The organism is Butyrivibrio sp. INlla18, assembly GCF_900103635.1.
Lineage (GTDB): Bacteria > Bacillota > Clostridia > Lachnospirales > Lachnospiraceae > Butyrivibrio.
In genome coordinates, this window is sequence record NZ_FMXK01000006.1 from 117,862 (window position 1) to 136,056 (window position 18,195).

An 18,195-nucleotide genomic window follows, 5' to 3' on the forward strand; every position below is an offset into this window, starting at 1 on the left:
AAGGCTGCGTCCGCCTATATTTATGTGTGGACAGGAAGGTTATTATGGAATTTGTAGTAGAAGCTAAGATTATTGGTGATGAGTATGCAGGAGGTTTTTCCTGCGGGTTAAGTATGGTTTCTAGCGAAACGTTTTGGAACTTGAAAAAGGTAGATGTATTAGAAAAAGAAAATGAGAAAGAAACGCTCTTTGTAGATGAGAGGGGATATAGAGCAAGGGTATTTGAAAAAAAAGACGGGGAGGCAATCCGCGTATATACAGAATTTGAAAATAGAAGTGGCAGCGAAGTTACTTTGGAGATGTTATCAAGCTTTGCACTAAAGGGCATAAAGGCTGACAAATTTCATAGGCTCATGAGCTTTTGGAGTGAAGAGGGAAGACTTAAGACTGAGACTATACAGGATCTCCATTTGGAAAAGTCCTGGAATGGCTGTGCAAGAAGAATTGAGAAATTTGGAAATACGGGCTCTATGCCTGTCAGAAAGTATTTTCCTTTCCTTGCTATGGAGAATTCTGAGGATGGAACTTTCATAGGCTTTTTGATGGGACATGCTTCTTCCTGGCAGATAGAGTTTTCATGTAAGGAGACTCAGGATTTTGATGTAATGGGTGGCATAGCAGATAGAGACATGGGACATTGGATGAAAAAGCTTAGAAGTGGTGAGAGCTTTAGAACCCCTGATGCCATTGTTGCTACAGGAAACTCTTTAGCTGAAGTTTGCGACAAGCTTGTTAAAGCACAGCATCCTGATATTTCACCTGTAGATGACAAGATGGGAATCATGTTTAATGAGTACTGTATCAGCTGGGGAAATCCTGATATTAACAGTGTAAAAAGACTTGCTGATAAGCTTGAAAACAAGGGAGTACAGTATCTTGTAATTGATTCAGGATGGTACGGACTTCCATGTGACTGGGCTTGCAGCGTAGGAAACTGGGAGATAAATAAGGAAAGATTTCCAAATGGAATAAAAGAGGCAGCTGATTATGTCAGATCTAAAGGAATGATCCCAGGATTATGGTTTGAATTTGAATTTGCAGGACCACACAGTAAGTATTTTGAAGAGACGGATCATCTTTTGAAAAAGGACGGTCATCCTCTTACAGTAGCAGGAAGACGATTCCTTGATATGGAAGATCCCTGGGTTATAGAGCATCTTACAAAGGATGTTATCGGAACACTAAAAGAGGCTGGCTTTGGATATATTAAGATTGATTACAATGACACTATAGGAATAGGTTGTGATGGCGGCGATAGTCTTGGAGAAGCGCTTTACAGAAAGGGTTTAGCAACCCAGAAGTTTATACGCAAGATAAAAGAGGAAATACCAGATATCGTTATCGAAAACTGTTCAAGCGGCGGACACAGGCTTGTTTACTCAATGATGGAAATAGCAAGTCAGGCAAGCTTTTCTGATGCCCATGAGACTTTGGCTATCCCTGTTATTGCTGCAAATATGCACAGGGTTATTTTGCCAAGACAGAGTCAGATCTGGGCAGTACTAAGAGCAAGTGACAATGCTGATCGCCTTTATTATTCACTTGTTTCTACATTCCTTGGAAGAATGTGTCTTAGTGGTGATATATATGATCTTTCAGATGAGCAGATGAAGATAGTTGATGAAGCTATAGCATTTTATAATGAGGCTTCAGATATTATAAAATGCGGCGTGACTAAAGTAATTGACAGCAGTGTTTACAGTTACAATAAGCCTACTGGACAGCAGCTTGTGTTAAGGGAATATGAAGGAAAAGTTCTGGCGATCTATCATCGTTTTGAAGATTCCAGGGAGCTTGATAAGAGCTTACTTAAAGAAGGCAGGATAATAGCAGAATTTGGTAAAGCGGATAAAGATTTTTCTGCATATGCATGCATTTTGCAGAAATAAAATGGGGTGTAGATAATATGGACAGTTTGAGCTTGTACTACGACAAACCTGCTTATAAGTGGGAAGAGGCACTGCCTGTAGGTAATGGCAGATTGGGAGCTATGGTTACATCCGGGCCAAATAGAGATACTCTTTTTCTAAACGAGGACAGTATCTGGAGTGGGGGTCCTATAGATCGCAACAATCCTGATGCATATAAATATCTTGGAGAGATTAGAAGACTTCTTCATGATGGCAAGATACCAGAGGCTGAAAAATTGGCTGTCATGGCTTTATCAGGTACTCCCAATTCTGAACGCTCTTACCAGATGGCGGGGGTTCTTACTATTGATATGGAACATTCTGGAGAAGTTAATTGTTACGAAAGAGAACTGGATCTTCACACAGGATGCGTTACAACTTCTTATAAGGCAGGAGAGTTAGGCTATAAAAGAGAGCTTATAGCTTCACGTCCTGATGGAGTCATTGTTTATCATCTGACTGCAGATGAAGGGCCTATTAACTTATGCTGCAGGCTGTCAAGAGATTACAACAACCTTGACGATGAATGGGCATCCCAGGATGAAATTGGATTTAAAGTTGTAACAGGGATAGGAATCCCTTTTGCTGTCAGAGTGAAAGCCAGATCTGATGGAATGATTAGTACTATTGGCGATCATCTTTTGATAAGAGATGCAAAAGAAGCAGATCTGATAATTGATATCAGGACAAGGTTCTATCATGAAGATTATTTAGGGGAATCAGAAAGAAATATAAAGCGTGTCTGCAAGAAATCTTTTGCTGATATATATAATGATCATCTCCTGGAATATAAAGAAGGATTTGAAAAATTATCATTATGTCTGGGAGATGTCTCAGACTCTGACTTGACCATAGGTGCAAGGAAAATGCCTGTTGATAAGAGGCTTTTTGCACTCAAAAATGGAGAGAGCGATCCTGATCTGTTCGCACTATACTTTCAGTACGGAAGATATCTCCTTTTTTCATCAAGCAGGGGCAAATGCCTTCCTGCGAACCTGCAGGGTATCTGGAATTCTAGTCTTACTCCGCCCTGGGGAAGCAAGTTTACGATCAACATAAACCTGGAGATGAATTACTGGATTGCAGAAAGCGGCAATTTATCATCATGCCACGAGCCATATTTTGAACTTTTAAAAAAAGTATGTGATAACGGCAAAGGAACTGCAAAAAAAATGTATGGCTGCAGGGGATTTGTAGCCCACCATAATACGGATATCTACGCAGATACTGCTCCTCAGGATCACTATATCCCTGCTTCTTACTGGGTAATGGGAGGAGCCTTCATGGCAACCCATATCTGGGAGCATTATCTTTTTACCGGGGATGTAGAGTTCTTAAAAGAAAACTTTGATGTTCTTAAAGAGTGTGTAGATTTCTTTGAGGACTTTTTGATCAAAAATGATAAGGGGGACCTTGTTGTATCGCCAACGGTATCTCCTGAAAATACATATATCTTAAAAAGCGGTGTCAAAGGGTGCCTGTGTGAGGGCGCAACAATGGATACAGAGATCCTGATGGAACTCTTAAATGGATATATCGGAGCGTGTAAGGCTTTATCAGCTGATGAAACTGAAATTTCAAGGGCAAAAAAGATCATAGATGGACTTCCAAAAATACAGATTGGAAGATTTGGCCAGATCATGGAATGGATGGAAGATTACGAGGAAGAAGAGCCTGGACATAGACACATTTCGCATTTATATGGTGTGTATCCGGGAAGCTCGATCAGCTTTGGAAAGACGCCTGATCTAATGAAGGCAGCAAGGAAAACTCTTGAAAGGAGACTTTCATATGGAGGCGGTCACACGGGATGGTCAAGAGCATGGATTATTGGACTTTGGGCACATTTTCTTGATGGCGAGAAGGTGTATGAGAACCTTAAAGCTCTTTTAACAGGAAGCACATTTGATAATCTTATGGATAACCATCCTTATCATCCTTCACCTATATTCCAGATTGACGGCAATCTTGGCGCGGCAGCAGCTATGCTTGAGATGCTGGTACAGGGAAGGGATGATGAATTTGTTCTTTTGCCTGCTCTTCCTAGTATGTTTTCAAAAGGAAGTGTTAAAGGAGTGCGCCTAAGGGGCGGTCTTGAGCTTTCTATGGAATGGAAGGATATGAAGGTAACTGATTGGGAGCTAAAAAGAACTTACGGTAAAAAGACCTTAGTTACAGTAAATGTAAATGGTAAGGTTTTGAAAATGACGGTATAAATGGGGGAGAAAAGGTTATGATGGAGGTAGTTGCAGCAAAAAGCTACGAGATTACAAGGTGTGAAGATAAAAATGGAATCTTACTTTTTTATTCTGAAGCCGGTGTGCTTAGGATCATTCCGCAAAATGGGGGCATTGTAAGAGTATCTTTTTCAGAAGAGGCAGAGTTTTCTCCTGAGCAGGGAAGAGATTATGATGGCTTTATAAACGGCATAAAATACAAATTGATGGAGTCATCTACTTCTTTTTTCATCAAGTCATCTGAAGGACAGATCATTATTTCAAAGAAAACCGGGGCTGTATCTTTTGAAAATGCTAATGGAAAACTTTTACTAAAAGAAAGAACATATGAGCCAAGATTTCTTGAAAAGATAACACTGTATCAGACAGTGGGTAATCTTAAAGTTGAAGAGATTGAAACGGCAGATGGGCTGAAAAAGAAGGTAAAGGAAGCAGAAAAAAAAGAATGCGGCTATGCCTATAAGACAAGAAATTATTTTTGCTTTGATGAAGATGAGATTTTGCTAGGCCTTGGACAGGGAGAGCACGGTGAGTGGAATCTTAGAAATACCACTTACTATGGACATCAGGGAAATCGTAAGATCAGCATTCCATTTATGATATCTTCCAAAAATTACGGGATCCTTTTGAGCACAGAGTCTTTATTCATGTTTGAGGAAAAAGACAATGAAGCTTATCTTCAAACGGAAGCAGATTTCTATCTTGACTACTTTTTCCTGTTTGGAGACAACCTTTTTGATGTTGTGAAAAGCTTTAGAAGAATCACTGGTAAAGCTGCTATGCTTCCAAACTGGGCATATGGCTATATTCAGAGTAAGGAGCGTTACCAGAGTCAAAAAGAAATCCTTGATACGGCTAAGGAGTTTCGAAAAAGAAAAATCGGCGTAGATTGTCTGGTACTTGACTGGCTTAGCTGGCCTGATGGGCAGTGGGGACAAAAGATTTTTGATAAAAAGCGTTTTCCTGATCCAAAGAAGATGACAGCAAAGCTGCATGAAATGGGAATTCATTTCATGATGTCGATCTGGCCTAATATGAGTCAGGGCACAGCTGATAATACTGAATTTATGGATGCAGGTCTTTTATTTCCGGGGACTGATGTATATAATGCATTTGAAAAAGCGGGAAGAGATATCTATTGGAAACAGATCGAGAAATCTCTTTATCCTGCAGGTGTTGATGGCTGGTGGTGTGACAGCAGTGAGCCTATCACACCTGAATGGGGGCATATTATCGAACCATCTGCTGGTGAAAAATACTGTGAGTATAAAAAAGATGCTGATAATATCATGCCATTTGAGAGGGCTAATTCATATGGGAAGTATCATGCATTGGGGATATGGGAAAATCAAAGAAAACAGAATCATGACAAAAGAGTAGTAAACCTCACAAGAAGCGGCTGGGCAGGTAGTCAAAAGTATGGTACTATTCTGTGGTCAGGGGATATTTCTGCCAGCTGGCAGTGCCTTAGAAACCAGGTAAGAGCTGGGCTTCAGATTGCTGCAAGCGGTATGCCTTATTGGACAATGGATACAGGAGCTTTTTTTGTCAAAAAGGGCAGAAACTGGTTTTGGAATGGACAATATCCTGATGGGATCACTGAAGAATACAAAAAGCTCTATGTCAGGTGGCTTGAGTTTGCAGCGTTTTTACCTGTATTCAGGGCACATGGCACTGATATAGAAAGAGAACCATGGGCTTTTGGTGATGAAGGAAACAGATATTATGAAGCCATCTGTAAGACTATAGAGCTCAGATACCAATTGATGCCTTATATCTACTCTGTGGGTGCTTTGGTCTGTCTGGAAGATGGTGCATTTATCCGTCCTTTGCTTTTTGATTTTGGAAATGATAAAAAAGCAAGATATATTTCTGATCAGTACATGTTTGGACCAAGTATTATGGTGTGTCCTGTTGTTGATGATCAGAATGAGAGAAATATTTACCTTCCTGAAGGAACAAAATGGTACGACTTTTACACGAAGGAGTGCTATAGGGGAGGACAGGATATTTCATATAAGTGCCCTCTTGATAAGATTCCACTTTTTGTTAAGGAAGGATCTATAATCCCTATGAAAAAGCCGGAGCTGTGTACCAGGGATATGAATGATAATGCTGTGGAAGTTTCAGTTTACCCCGGATGTGATGGGAGTTTTAGATTATATGAGGATTCCGGAGATGGATACGGCTATGAAAAGGGAAATTATCATATAAAGAGCTATTATTGGAATGAAGAAAAACAGGAGTTAACAGAGGATTATTCATGAAAAAGCTTTTAGGAGTCGTCGGAGTAGTATTAGGCCTGGCGGTATTTCTGGTCATACTAAAATTTTATCATGCCAAGGAAGACAATCTTGAAACTACAACGCTTTATGCAATGGATACGCTAATGGAAATCCAGGTTGCGGGAGATGCAGCTCTTTTGGATGAATCTGAAAGAAAAATAGGAAATCTTGAAAAGGCGCTATCTGTTACTGATCCTGACAGCGAAATAGGACTTCTAAATGAAAAAAAGCAGTACATAATGTCTAAACAAACTACTGGGATCTTAAAGAATGCGCTTGATATTTGCAAGGAGACTGATGGAGACCTTGATATATCAATATATCCTGTGCTGACTGCCTGGGGATTCACTACCAGTAAGTATAGGATCCCTGAGGAAACTGAGATAAAAGATCTTTTAAAATATGTTGATTACAGAAGGATCAGCATAAGGAACGGATCTAACGGAACATCTCTTGTTACTATCCCTTCCGATATGAAGATTGATCTTGGAAGTATCGTAAAGGGATATACCAGCAACATGCTTGCTGATTACTACAGGAAGATGGGAGTGAAAAGTGCTCTGATAAATCTTGGAGGCAATGTACAGTGCGTTGGGAAAAAGCCAAACGGTCAGCCATGGAACGTTGCTATAAAGAGCCCATTTAAAGATACTAAGAGCGGAATTTTGGGAGTGATAAAGGCAGAAGATGTAGCTATTATCACCTCTGGAGGATATGAGAGATTCTTTGAAAGTAATGGAGAAGTATTCTGGCATATCCTGGATCCGGATACAGGAAAGCCTGCAAAGAATGGCCTTGTATCTGTCACTATAATCGGTAAGGATGGTCTTATGTGTGACGGTTTTTCAACAGCTCTTTTTGTGAAGGGACTTGATGAGGCTATAGATTTTTGGAAGACGAGAGATGACTTCGATGCAGTATTTATCACTGATGATGGAAATGTGTATGTGACAGAAGGGATAGCTGACAAGTTTTCTCTTTCTTCTGAGTATTATGATGCTAAGCTTACTGTAGTTAGAAAGTGATTCACATAGTATAATTGATCTAGAGGCGATCATATGAAAAAGGGTGTCTTTAGAACTATATTAACAAGTGCATTAGTTGTTGTTTTTATGATACTTTTGTATTTATTTATCGGGCGTCCTATGATATCATTTTTAGGAGATCCTGAAAAACTTCAGCAGTATGTTGAAGACCAGGGTATGTTGGGGTTACTTATATTTGGTATTTTTATCTTTATTCAAACTCTTTCTACTTGCATTCCCGGACTACCGTTTTATCTGGCGGCTGGTTACGTGTGGGGCGGCTTAAAGGGCGCGGTCATATGTGATGTTTTTGCCACTTTGGCGAACTCTTTAGCTTTTCTTATTGGTAGGAGATTTGGTAGAGATTTCCTTCTATATTTATTCCCAGAAGACAAACTTATAAAGGTTGAGGATTTCATAAAAAGAGGAAAGCCTATGCTTATTCACATTCTTTTTATGTTATTTCCATTACCAAAAGATACATATGCCTACCTTGGCTATTATTCAGAAGAAAAACTTATTGTGTGGATCCTTTTGACACTGGTATTTAGATTTCCACATATTTTCCTATATACCTATGGCGGAGCGATGCTTATTTCGAATCAGTATAGCCTCCTTGTTCTAGGGGCAGTGATCGCGATCATCGTATATGTAGTAGCTGCGCTATTTGTAAAAAAAGAAAAAAGAAGGTCAGAATAGCAAAATAAAATAATTAAGCAAATTAACGATATTTTGTATATAATATAATTGTAGAAGTTTATGTAGATCAGTTGGAGAGTAGATATGAGTGTACTAAAAATTGATGCTCTGGTGGATAATCTGGATAAAGTCATAGAGTTTATTGACACAGAGCTTGAACAGCATAACGCTTCAATGAAGGTACAGACTCAGATCGATGTAGCAGTAGAGGAAATATTCGTTAATATATGTCATTACGCCTATGGAGATAGAGTAGGCCAGGCCGAAATATCTTTTGAATATGATAAAGAAAAAGAGAGCGTTTTCATAACATTTATTGATAGCGGCGCCAGATATGATCCATTACAAAAAGAAGATCCTGATATAACACTATCTGTAGAAGAGAGACAGATAGGCGGTTTGGGAATTTATATAGTAAAAAAGAGCATGGATGAGGTTAATTATCTCTATGAAGATGGGAAAAACAAGCTTTCCCTCATAAAGAAACTGTAAAGACTATATATGCCAAGTTTAGGAGCACATATGGCTACTCAGGAAACAGACCTTATTAGTGAATTTAATGTTTATTCTGGCCTTGATTCTTTTGATCAGAATTCATTAGAAAAAGAGCTAGATCTGTGCAAGTATGCAGGAGCTGATGTTGATAAACTGAGAGCTCTTAAGTTTAATGCGCTTCAATTGGCTGAGATCAGGAAGGGTCTCACCGATAAAGTAGATATTTCTAAATATCTTGATCCAAAAATGCCATGGACTGAGATGGAAGAGCTTCGTCTCGAAATGACTCAGAATATTGACATGACAAAATACAGAGAAGAAGGCTTTGATCTAAGGCAGATTTCTCAGATAAGGCAGGGAATTCAAAATGGTATAGATGTTTCTGTATATGCCAAGAAAGAGTATTTAGCAGATCAGATGCGAGAGCTCAGGCTTGGTATGTCTAAAAATGGCGGTGTTCCAATTATTTTTTTCCAAGATCCACAATACGATAATCTGCAAATGCGGGAAATCAGAAAGGGCTTAGAGGCAGGAATCGATATTTCTTCTTATGCAGCCGTGGATGTGCCGTATATGAAAATGCGTGCTATCAGACACAGCGCGGAGGATGGGCTATTTTTTACAGGTCAGGAAATTGCTAGATATAATGCCAATATACTTAATCAGATGCATAAGGCTTACTTAGACAACGTAGATATTTCCAGGTATATTAAAGAAAGATTTGATGGGGAACAGATCGAACAGATCAGAATAGGACTTAAGGAAGGACTTCCTATTGATGAATTTATAACAGGAGACATGCGCGGAGATGCTATCAAAGAGATCAGAATTGGTCTTGAAAATGGTGTTGATGTTGGTAAATATGCAGATGGCGCCTATGGATGGCAACAGATGTATGAAATGCGAATGGGCTTGGAGCATCAGATTGATATTACTCCTTATAGCAAGCCTCTTTATAGAGCTGATCAGATGCGCGAGATCAGACTTGGCCTTGAAGACGGCCTTGATGTAAGTCAGTATTCTACAATGATGTACACAGCCAAGGATATGAGGCGCATCAGAGAGCTTATGCTCTCAGGTGAATATCAGGCTGTTCTTCCGGATGAGACACCGGAGGTTGCTGCGCTTGATAGAACAGGTGGAGTCAAGGATGGCAAGGTTCTTCTTGAGTCCATGCTTGAAAATAAAGATTTATACCTGTCCTTTACTCAAAATGACATGCTCTGCTGGATGAAGCTTCCACTTAGAGCTGATGGCATGGAATATACAGAAGATGTTGTTCTGACTTTCCTTTTTAAGTGCAATGTCAGAAAGGGAGTAAATAGAGACATCATCGCTGATATGGTCAAAGAACATAATCATAATCAGAAGTATCTTGTGGCTTCAGGAAAAGAGGTTGTAGATGGCTCAGATGGATATTATGAGTATTTCTTTGATACAGAGGCAAATACAGAGCCTGTAATATTAAAGGATGGAACAGCAGATCTTTCTAATATGGATCTTATCCAGGTTCATGTAGGAGATAAGCTTGCTGAATACCATAGAGCTACCAGGGGAGTTGATGGCTTTAATGTTTATGGCGAAGTTGTAAAGGCTAAAGCTGGAAAAGAGATTCCTATCCTTAAGGGAGAAGGCTTTATGATCTTAAGCGACAGAGTAACATATGTTGCCAAGTACACAGGAGCTCTTACCTTTAATGATGGAATCATAAACATCCAAAAGATCATGGTAATGCCTGAAGTTAAGATCACTGACAAGAAGATCAGCTATGATGGCGTAGTATATGTGACTGGAGATGTTAATTCCGGAAGTGTGATCTATGCTAGTGGCGATATTATTATTGGTGGTCACATGGAAAGCTCAGAGATTAATAGTGGCGGCAATGTCATCATCAAAGGCGGTGCAACATGCCCTATCCGAGGAAGTATTACTGCACAAGGGGATGTTTCAGCCAAATTCTTTGAAGGCGTTACTATAAATGCCAAGAATATCTCAGCAAACTACTTTATCAACTGCACTACAAATGCTCAGGGACTTATTAAGACCTATGGTAGAGCCGGTATTATCTATGGTGGAACTTGCCAGAGCCTCTTTGGTATTGAGTCAGCTGTTGTTGGTAATAAGTCAGGTGCCAAGACCATCATAAATCTTGGGGTAAACGGAGCTCTTCTTGGAGAATTCAATTCTATACAGAAGACTATCAGCAGAGAAGAAGAAGATCTTAATACTCTTATCAAGGAAAAGAACAGACTTCAGGAGATCGGAGCTGTTGATAGACAGCAGATGCAATGGAAGATCAAGATCAACGCTGCTATTGGTATGAAGGAGAGCAAGATAAAAGAGCTTCTACAAAAGAAAGGAAAGCTCGAAGAAGAGATAAATAAGGGTAGCCAGGCACAAGCTGTTATTACAGAAATGGTCTATGCAGGAACAATATTTGTTATTGATGGAATTGTTTATAGGGCAGAGAGCGATCGTAGAACATACGATAAACTCACGTATAAAGCAGATGCCCTTCGAGAAAATGTAGTAGTTATGGAAGGTTAAAGGATCTGTTGATTGTTAAATATGTAAGAGGCTATGACAAACAGGATAATAACTATAACATCTTTACATATGTTGATAGTAATGGCGTTACTCAGACAGTTTACTTTAACTATGACAGAGTAGACAAACAGCCTTGCGATAACAGATATAACAATCTTGGAAGTAGCACAGATATTGTAATCTATCAAAAGAGCCAGGAAGAAATTGATGCTGACAAGCATTTAAATAGCTATTTTGGTAAGAACAGCAATGACGATACAAATGAACTTCACGACAGAGCAAATACTGGTAAGCTTGATGTATTTACCTACGATGAAGGTGGTGTAACCAAGTATCTTGTAAGAGAAGAGGTAGTGGCTCTTAAAGAAACCGGCCAGGTTCAGGAAGTTGATGGAAAGTTCTTCATGGGAAGCGTAGAGCTTCGCAAAGTAGTTCAGAACAAGAACAGCAAGATCCATGGTGGAGAATATGCTGTAGATACACAGAATGATGCAGAGTTTAAGGCATTCTGCGAAAAGGCTGGAACATATAAAGCTAAGTACGAGGAATATGACAAAGCTGTAGCAGAAGCTAAGCAGGCAGTAGAAGATGCTATCACAGAGACAGATAAACTTAGCGGAGCTATTGATGAGCTCAAGAATACTCGTAAGAACAGACTTGCTAATGCTAAGGCAGCTCTTGAAGTTGATGATCTTGCTACATTCTTTGGCCTTGATATTACAGATGCAGAAGCAGCTGACCTTAACAACATGACTTTAGAAGAGGCAATAGAGTTCCTTGATAAGTACCTTGCAGAAGCAGAAGAAAAGATCAAAGAAGCAGAAGCTGGTCTATCTGAGCTTGAAGAAAAGAAGGCAGAAGCTTTCGAGGCATTAAAGAAATTTGTTCAGTCAAATGGCGGCGACGAGGCAACTGATGATACAACAGAAAGTGATGGAAATGCAGAAAGCGGAGCTGCAAATGTATATTCAGTACCTAATACAGGAGTAGGACACATAAATGCTGAGGCAGGAACTGAAGAGATGTCAACAGCAGAGGCAGTTATGGGCAATGCAGTACAGATAGAGGTTCTTGGTGAAAGAAGAGGGGAACTCGATGATGTAATACTTACAGGTACAGCAAAGACTCCAGCTAAGAAGACAGTTAAGAAAGAAAAAGTAGAAATAAAGACTCCTACCGTTGTAACTATTCTTGATGAGGAAGTTCCTGTATCAGATGGAATGAAAGAGGAAAAGGTATCCTGGTGGTGGCTCCTACTTATAGGTTTCCTTGGTGCAGCTGGCGAAGAAATGTATAGAAAAAATAAAACAAAGAAAGAGAAGATCAAAAAGTAATAACAATAGCTTATAAGAGCTGGTCAAATGACCAGCTCTTATTTGTTTATAAAATTCAGTCTAAATCTAAATGTTGTATGAAAAACATTGCACAATCAGTGTTATTTTTCTATAATAAAGGTTAGTTTTGGGGGCAAATGATATGAAAGAAACATTATATGAAATCTTAATGGGAGACAAAGCGCTGATCCACATTCCGTATGGCGACGGGTTTTTTGATATATATAAATCTGTTGTAGTGTCCTGGTTGGTCATAGCTATTGTCTTTTTTCTTATCCTGTTTATGACTCGTGATCTCAAGGTACACAATATTTCCAAGAAACAAGCTGCAGTTGAGTCTTTTGTAATATGGATAAGAGGTGTAACTGGAGGAATGATCGGAGAAGAGGGCTACAGGTACAGAGACTATTTGGGCACCGTACTTATTTTTATAGCCTTTTCTAACATGGTCGGACTTTTCGGGCTTACTCCGCCTACTATGGATATTACTATCACGATAGCTCTTTCTATCATGAGCATCATCCTTGTAGAAGGAGCAGGTATCAAGAGAAAAGGTGTGGGAAAATGGGCTAAGGGCTTTGCTCAGCCTATGGCAGTAATAGCACCTATGAATGTGCTAGAGCTCTTTATCAGACCACTGTCTCTTTGCATGCGACTTTTTGGTAACATTCTTGGAGCTACAGTTATCATGGAGCTTATTAAGGTAGCTATGCCAGTTCCTGTAATTGTGCCAGCTGCACTTAGTTTATATTTTGATATTTTTGATGGTGCGATACAGGCGTATGTTTTTGTATTTCTAACATCACTATATATAAAAGAGGCTCTCGAGTGAGCAAAATAGGAGGAACAAAAGATGAATTTAACAGCTATTGGAGCAGCTATTGCTGCATTTACAGGTATTGGAGCAGGTATTGGTATCGGTATCGCAACATCTAAGGCAACAGATGCAGTTGCTCGTCAGCCAGAAGCAGATGGCAAGATCATGAAGCTTCTTCTTTTGGGTTGTGCCCTTGCAGAGGCAACAGCTATCTATGGTTTCGTTGTTGCTATCATGATCATTCTTTTCTCATAAAGGAGTTGGTAAGTCGTGTTAACTACTAGTATTGTAAACATCGCATGTACAATCATAAATCTTCTGATCTTGTATTTTATTGCCAAGAAATTTCTTTTCCAGAGAATCGACAATATCTTTATGCAGCGTAAAGAGGAAGTGGATGAGGCTACAAAGGCAGCTGATAAGGCTACTCAGGAAGCCCTTAACACTAAGAGAGAATACGAAAAGAAGATTGAACTTGCTGATGAGGAAAAAGAACAGATCCTTTCTGACATCAAGAAGCAGGGCTATGACGAGTATGAGCGCATTGTAAATGATGCCAAGAAAAAGGGAGAGCAGATCCTTACAGAAGCTAAGCACAATGCTGAAGTTGAGAATGAGAGAGCTAAAGAGGTCTATGCAGCTCAGCTTACAGATATGGTAATTGATGCAGCTTCTAAGATTGCTGCTACCAAGCATAGCACTCAGGATGATCTGGAACTTTATGACAAGTTTATTAGTGAAGCTGGAGTAAGTAATGAGTGAAAGTTTAAGAGCAAAGCTGCGCTATGCTAGCACAGCTCCCAGCAGTGAACAGATTGACAAGATCAAAGCTGTTCTTCAAAAGAAATTTAATACAGATGATATTGAGATTGACGTCTATGAAGATCCATCTATAGGCGGCGGTTTTGTTGTTTCCTGCAAGAACTTTGAGTATGACTGGTCAGATGCAGGAAGAGCAAGACAGCTTCGTGCTGAGCTCAATAATTTAAGTAAAAATAAAGAAAATCGTGAAACAGGCAAGATCATATCTATGCTCAGCACAAAGGTTGAGAACTTTGAGCTTTCTATTGAGGATAGAGAGGTTGGAACTGTTACTTGGGTTGGTGATGGAATTGCCAATATCGATGGTATCGAGCATGCTTTTTACGGTGAGATCATTGAATTTGAAGATGGAACCAGAGGTATGGCTCAGGATATCAGAGATGATCATATAGGTTGTATCCTTTTTGGTAATGATACAGGTATCAGACAGGGAACAAGAGCTGTCAGAACCTACAAAGAGGCAGGTATCCCAGTAGGTGAAGCCTTCATAGGAAGAGTTGTTGATGCTCTTGGTGCTCCTATTGACGGACTTGGAGATATCAAGGAATCAGGGTATAGAGCAGTAGAGGAGCCAGCTCCTGGAATTATCGAGAGACAGTCTGTTAATGAGCCTATGGAGACCGGTATCTTGTCAATTGATACTATGTTCCCTATTGGTAGAGGACAGCGTGAGCTTATCATTGGTGACAGACAGACCGGTAAGACTTCAATTGCCCTTGATACTATCATCAATCAGAAGGGCAAGGATGTTATCTGTATCTATGTAGCTATAGGTCAGAAGGCATCTACAGTTGCCAAGATCATACAGACACTTAAAAAGACTGGAGCCATGAATTATTCAATAGTAGTTAGTTCAACTGCTTCTGACATGGCACCACTTCAGTATATCGCACCTTACTCAGGAACAGCTCTTGCTGAGTACTTTATGCATCAGGGCAAGGACGTACTCATTGTTTACGACGACCTTTCCAAGCATGCTGTGGCTTACAGAGCACTTTCTCTATTGCTTGAGAGATCACCTGGTAGAGAGGCTTATCCTGGAGACGTATTCTATCTTCATTCAAGACTTCTTGAAAGATCAAGTAAGCTTTCTTCAGAGCTTGGAGGCGGTTCTATAACAGCCCTTCCAATTATCGAGACTCTTGGTGGAGACGTATCAGCGTATATTCCTACTAACGTTATCTCTATTACTGATGGACAGATCTTCCTTGAAAGTGATCTGTTCTTTGCAGGTATGAGACCAGCCGTTAACGTAGGTCTTTCTGTATCCCGTGTAGGTAGTGCGGCTCAGACCAAAGCTATGAAAAAAGCTGCCGGCAGCATAAGAGTTGATCTTGCTCAGTATAGAGAAATGGCAGTATTTACTCAGTTTAGTTCAGATCTTGATGAGACTACCAAGAATCAGCTTCGTCATGGTGATGTTCTTATGGAACTTCTTAAACAGCCTTTGGAGCATCCTCTTGCAATGCATGAGCAGGTTATTATCTTGGTGGCAGTTGGTGCAGGAAGACTTGATATGATCCCAGTCAAGAAAGTAAGAGCATATAAGGAAAAGCTTCTTACATTCTTTAATACAGAACATGCAGATATTTGTGAAGAGCTTCAAAAGAGCGGTGATCTGTCAGAACAGTTAAAGAAGAGGATCCTTGACTGTGTTGATGAGTTTAATGATGCAGAGAACAAGCTACTTAAGGAAGAGATAGAAAAGAGTCATGGCAACAATTAAAGAGATCAGAGATCGAATAAATTCGGTCAATGATACCAAGAAAATTACAAATGCGATGTACCTCATTTCTTCTACCAAGCTTAGAAAGGCCAAGAAGATGCTCACAGAAACTGAGCCGTTTTTCTTTGCTACTCAGGCTATGATATCAAGAGTTGTGCGTCATCTTCCAGAGGGCGTTGAAAATATCTTTCTTGAGACAAGGCTTGATATTCCTGAAAAAGAAAGAAGAAAAGGATACATTATATTTACCGATGATAAGGGACTTGCCGGTGCTTATAACCATAACGTTTTGGATATAGCAGAGGAGCATATCAAAAATGACGGTGATAAGTGGAAACTCTTTGTCATTGGTGAAGTTGGAAGATTTCACTTTGCTTCCAAGAATATGGACATTGAAGAGTCATTTCTTTTCACTTCTCAGAATCCAACACTTCACAGAGCCAGAAAGATAGCGGCTGAGATATTGGATTACTATTACTCAAGACAGATTGATGAATTCTATGTTATTTATACTACAGTTCATGGTAATGTCTGTGAGGCCAGATTTGAAAAGCTCCTTCCACTTGATATCATTACTGATATTCAGATGATGGAACAGCCAGCTGGTGTAATGAGAGAAGAGTTCCTTATGGAACCAAGCCCTTCAGCGATCCTTGATAACATCGTACCTAACTATATTACAGGATTTATATATGGAGCACTTGTTGAAGCCTTTTGTAGTGTTCAGAGCGCCAGAATGATGGCTATGGATTCAGCCAACAAGAACGCTGAGAAGATGCTTGATAATCTTCAAAGGACATACAATCGCACTAGACAGGCTTTGATAACCCAGGAGATCACCGAGGTTGTCAGCGGAGCAAAAGCTCTTAAACGTAGTAAGGAAGCAAAGAAAAAAGGAGCGGCACTTGAAAAACGGTAAGATTTTACAGGTAATGGGACCTGTAGTTGATGTAAAATTTGATGATAGCGACCTTCCTTACATAAGCGATTCTTTGGAAGTTTATGTAGAAGATCAAAAAAGAGTTATGGAAGTAGCACAGCATATAGGTGATGACGTTGTTCGTTGCATTATGCTGTCTCCAAGTGAAGGCCTTGCCAAGGATATGGAGGTTTTTCCTACGGGAGGTTCCATAAAGGCCCCTGTTGGAGAAGAGGTTCTTGGAAGACTGTTCAACGTTCTTGGAGAGCCTATTGATAAAAAAGGTGATCTCAAGACCTCTGAGAAATGGGATATTCATAGAGAGCCACCTAAGCTTGTTGACCAGAGCCCTGTAGTTGAGGTTTTGGAAACAGGCATCAAGGTAATCGATCTTCTTGCTCCATACGCTAAAGGCGGTAAGATCGGTCTATTTGGAGGAGCTGGTGTAGGTAAGACGGTTCTTATTCAGGAACTTATCCAGAATATCGCTACTGAGCACGGCGGATACTCAATATTTACAGGTGTTGGAGAGCGTTCAAGAGAAGGTAATGACCTTTGGTCTGAAATGACGCAGTCTGGCGTTATCAACAAGACAGCCCTTGTGTTTGGACAGATGAATGAGCCACCAGGAGCTCGTATGAGAGTTGCTGAGACTGGTCTTACAATGGCTGAATACTTCAGAGATGTTAAGCATCAGGATGTACTTCTTTTCATTGATAATATCTTTAGATTTGTTCAGGCTGGTTCTGAAGTATCATCACTTCTTGGAAGAATGCCTTCAGCCGTAGGTTATCAGCCTACACTTGCTACAGATCTTGGCTCTCTTCAGGAGAGGATCACATCTACAAGATTTGGTTCTGTAACTTCTGTACAGGCTGTTTATGTGCCTGCAGATGACCTTACTGACCCAGCACCAGCAACAACATTTGCACACCTCGATGCTACAACAGTTCTTTCTCGTAAGATCGTTGAACAGGGTATCTATCCAGCTGTTGATCCTCTTGAATCATCCAGCCGTATCCTTGAAGAGGATATCGTAGGAAAAGAGCATTATGAAACAGCCATGAAGGTTCAGGAAATATTACAGAAGTACAAAGAACTTCAGGATATCATTGCTATCCTTGGTATGGAAGAACTTAGTGATGAGGATAAGAGCACGGTTTACAGAGCTCGTAAGATTCAGAGATTCTTGTCTCAGCCATTCCATGTTGCTGAGCAGTTTACAGGTATCAAGGGTAAGTTCGTTCCACTTGCTGAGACAGTAAAGGGATTTAAGGCTATCATTGATGGTGAGATGGATCAGTATCCAGAAGCAGCATTCTTTAATGTTGGAACTATCGATGAAGTAATTGAGAAGGCAAAGCAGATAGAGGCGTAAT

The 18,195-nt window shown here is 40.0% G+C and carries 14 protein-coding genes; all 14 read left to right on the forward strand.

Going from position 1 to position 18,195, the window contains the following annotated elements:
• Nucleotides 1-44: 44 nt before the first annotated feature.
• The 14 genes from BLS24_RS04625 to atpD all read left to right on the forward strand — a co-directional run bounded on the left by BLS24_RS04625 (nt 45) and on the right by atpD (nt 18,194).
• Nucleotides 45-1,889 (forward strand): glycoside hydrolase family 36 protein, encoded by a 1,845-nt coding sequence (locus tag BLS24_RS04625; RefSeq protein WP_091756588.1) that lies wholly within the window; start codon nt 45-47, stop codon nt 1,887-1,889.
• Nucleotides 1,890-1,906: 17 nt separating this feature from the next.
• On the forward strand, nt 1,907-4,126 hold the full coding sequence (locus BLS24_RS04630) for a glycoside hydrolase family 95 protein (RefSeq protein WP_176764332.1): 2,220 nt from the start codon (nt 1,907-1,909) through the stop codon (nt 4,124-4,126).
• Between the two features lie 17 nt (nt 4,127-4,143).
• Nucleotides 4,144-6,414 (forward strand): glycoside hydrolase family 31 protein, encoded by a 2,271-nt coding sequence (locus BLS24_RS04635; RefSeq protein ID WP_091756593.1) that lies wholly within the window; start codon nt 4,144-4,146, stop codon nt 6,412-6,414.
• Complete coding sequence (locus tag BLS24_RS04640; protein WP_242872232.1) at nt 6,411-7,457, forward strand: FAD:protein FMN transferase; 1,047 nt, start codon at nt 6,411-6,413, stop codon at nt 7,455-7,457. The genes BLS24_RS04635 and BLS24_RS04640 overlap by 4 nt, the downstream gene beginning before the upstream one ends.
• Before the next feature lie 33 nt (nt 7,458-7,490).
• Entirely contained in the window at nt 7,491-8,156 is a 666-nt protein-coding gene (locus BLS24_RS04645; RefSeq protein ID WP_091756595.1) for a TVP38/TMEM64 family protein, read from the forward strand.
• A gap of 84 nt (nt 8,157-8,240) precedes the next feature.
• Nucleotides 8,241-8,648, forward strand: coding sequence for an ATP-binding protein (locus BLS24_RS04650; RefSeq protein ID WP_091756598.1), 408 nt, complete (start codon nt 8,241-8,243; stop codon nt 8,646-8,648).
• A gap of 30 nt (nt 8,649-8,678) precedes the next feature.
• The gene (locus BLS24_RS04655; RefSeq protein ID WP_176764333.1) at nt 8,679-11,198 is read left to right on the forward strand and encodes a DUF342 domain-containing protein; all 2,520 of its coding nucleotides are present in this window, start codon (nt 8,679-8,681) and stop codon (nt 11,196-11,198) included.
• An 8-nt stretch (nt 11,199-11,206) separates the two neighbouring features.
• Entirely contained in the window at nt 11,207-12,532 is a 1,326-nt protein-coding gene (locus tag BLS24_RS04660; RefSeq protein WP_091756602.1) for a hypothetical protein, read from the forward strand.
• A 142-nt stretch (nt 12,533-12,674) separates the two neighbouring features.
• Nucleotides 12,675-13,364 carry a F0F1 ATP synthase subunit A gene (locus BLS24_RS04665; RefSeq protein WP_091756604.1) on the forward strand — a complete coding sequence of 230 codons (690 nt, stop codon included), beginning with the start codon at nt 12,675-12,677 and terminating at the stop codon, nt 13,362-13,364.
• 21 nt (nt 13,365-13,385) lie between these two features.
• Nucleotides 13,386-13,604, forward strand: a complete 219-nt coding sequence (gene atpE, locus BLS24_RS04670; protein ID WP_071176281.1) for an ATP synthase F0 subunit C — start codon at nt 13,386-13,388, stop codon at nt 13,602-13,604.
• Between the two features lie 15 nt (nt 13,605-13,619).
• Nucleotides 13,620-14,111, forward strand: coding sequence for an ATP synthase F0 subunit B (locus BLS24_RS04675; protein WP_091756607.1), 492 nt, complete (start codon nt 13,620-13,622; stop codon nt 14,109-14,111).
• Nucleotides 14,104-15,897: a F0F1 ATP synthase subunit alpha gene (gene atpA / locus BLS24_RS04680; protein ID WP_091756609.1), complete on the forward strand. Its 1,794-nt coding sequence runs from the start codon at nt 14,104-14,106 to the stop codon at nt 15,895-15,897. The genes BLS24_RS04675 and atpA overlap by 8 nt, the downstream gene beginning before the upstream one ends.
• Nucleotides 15,884-16,816, forward strand: a complete 933-nt coding sequence (atpG, locus tag BLS24_RS04685; protein ID WP_091756611.1) for an ATP synthase F1 subunit gamma — start codon at nt 15,884-15,886, stop codon at nt 16,814-16,816. The genes atpA and atpG overlap by 14 nt, the downstream gene beginning before the upstream one ends.
• Nucleotides 16,803-18,194, forward strand: a complete 1,392-nt coding sequence (gene atpD / locus BLS24_RS04690) for a F0F1 ATP synthase subunit beta (protein ID WP_091756613.1) — start codon at nt 16,803-16,805, stop codon at nt 18,192-18,194. Before atpG ends, atpD begins: the two co-directional genes overlap by 14 nt.
• Nucleotide 18,195: the final 1 nt, after the last annotated feature.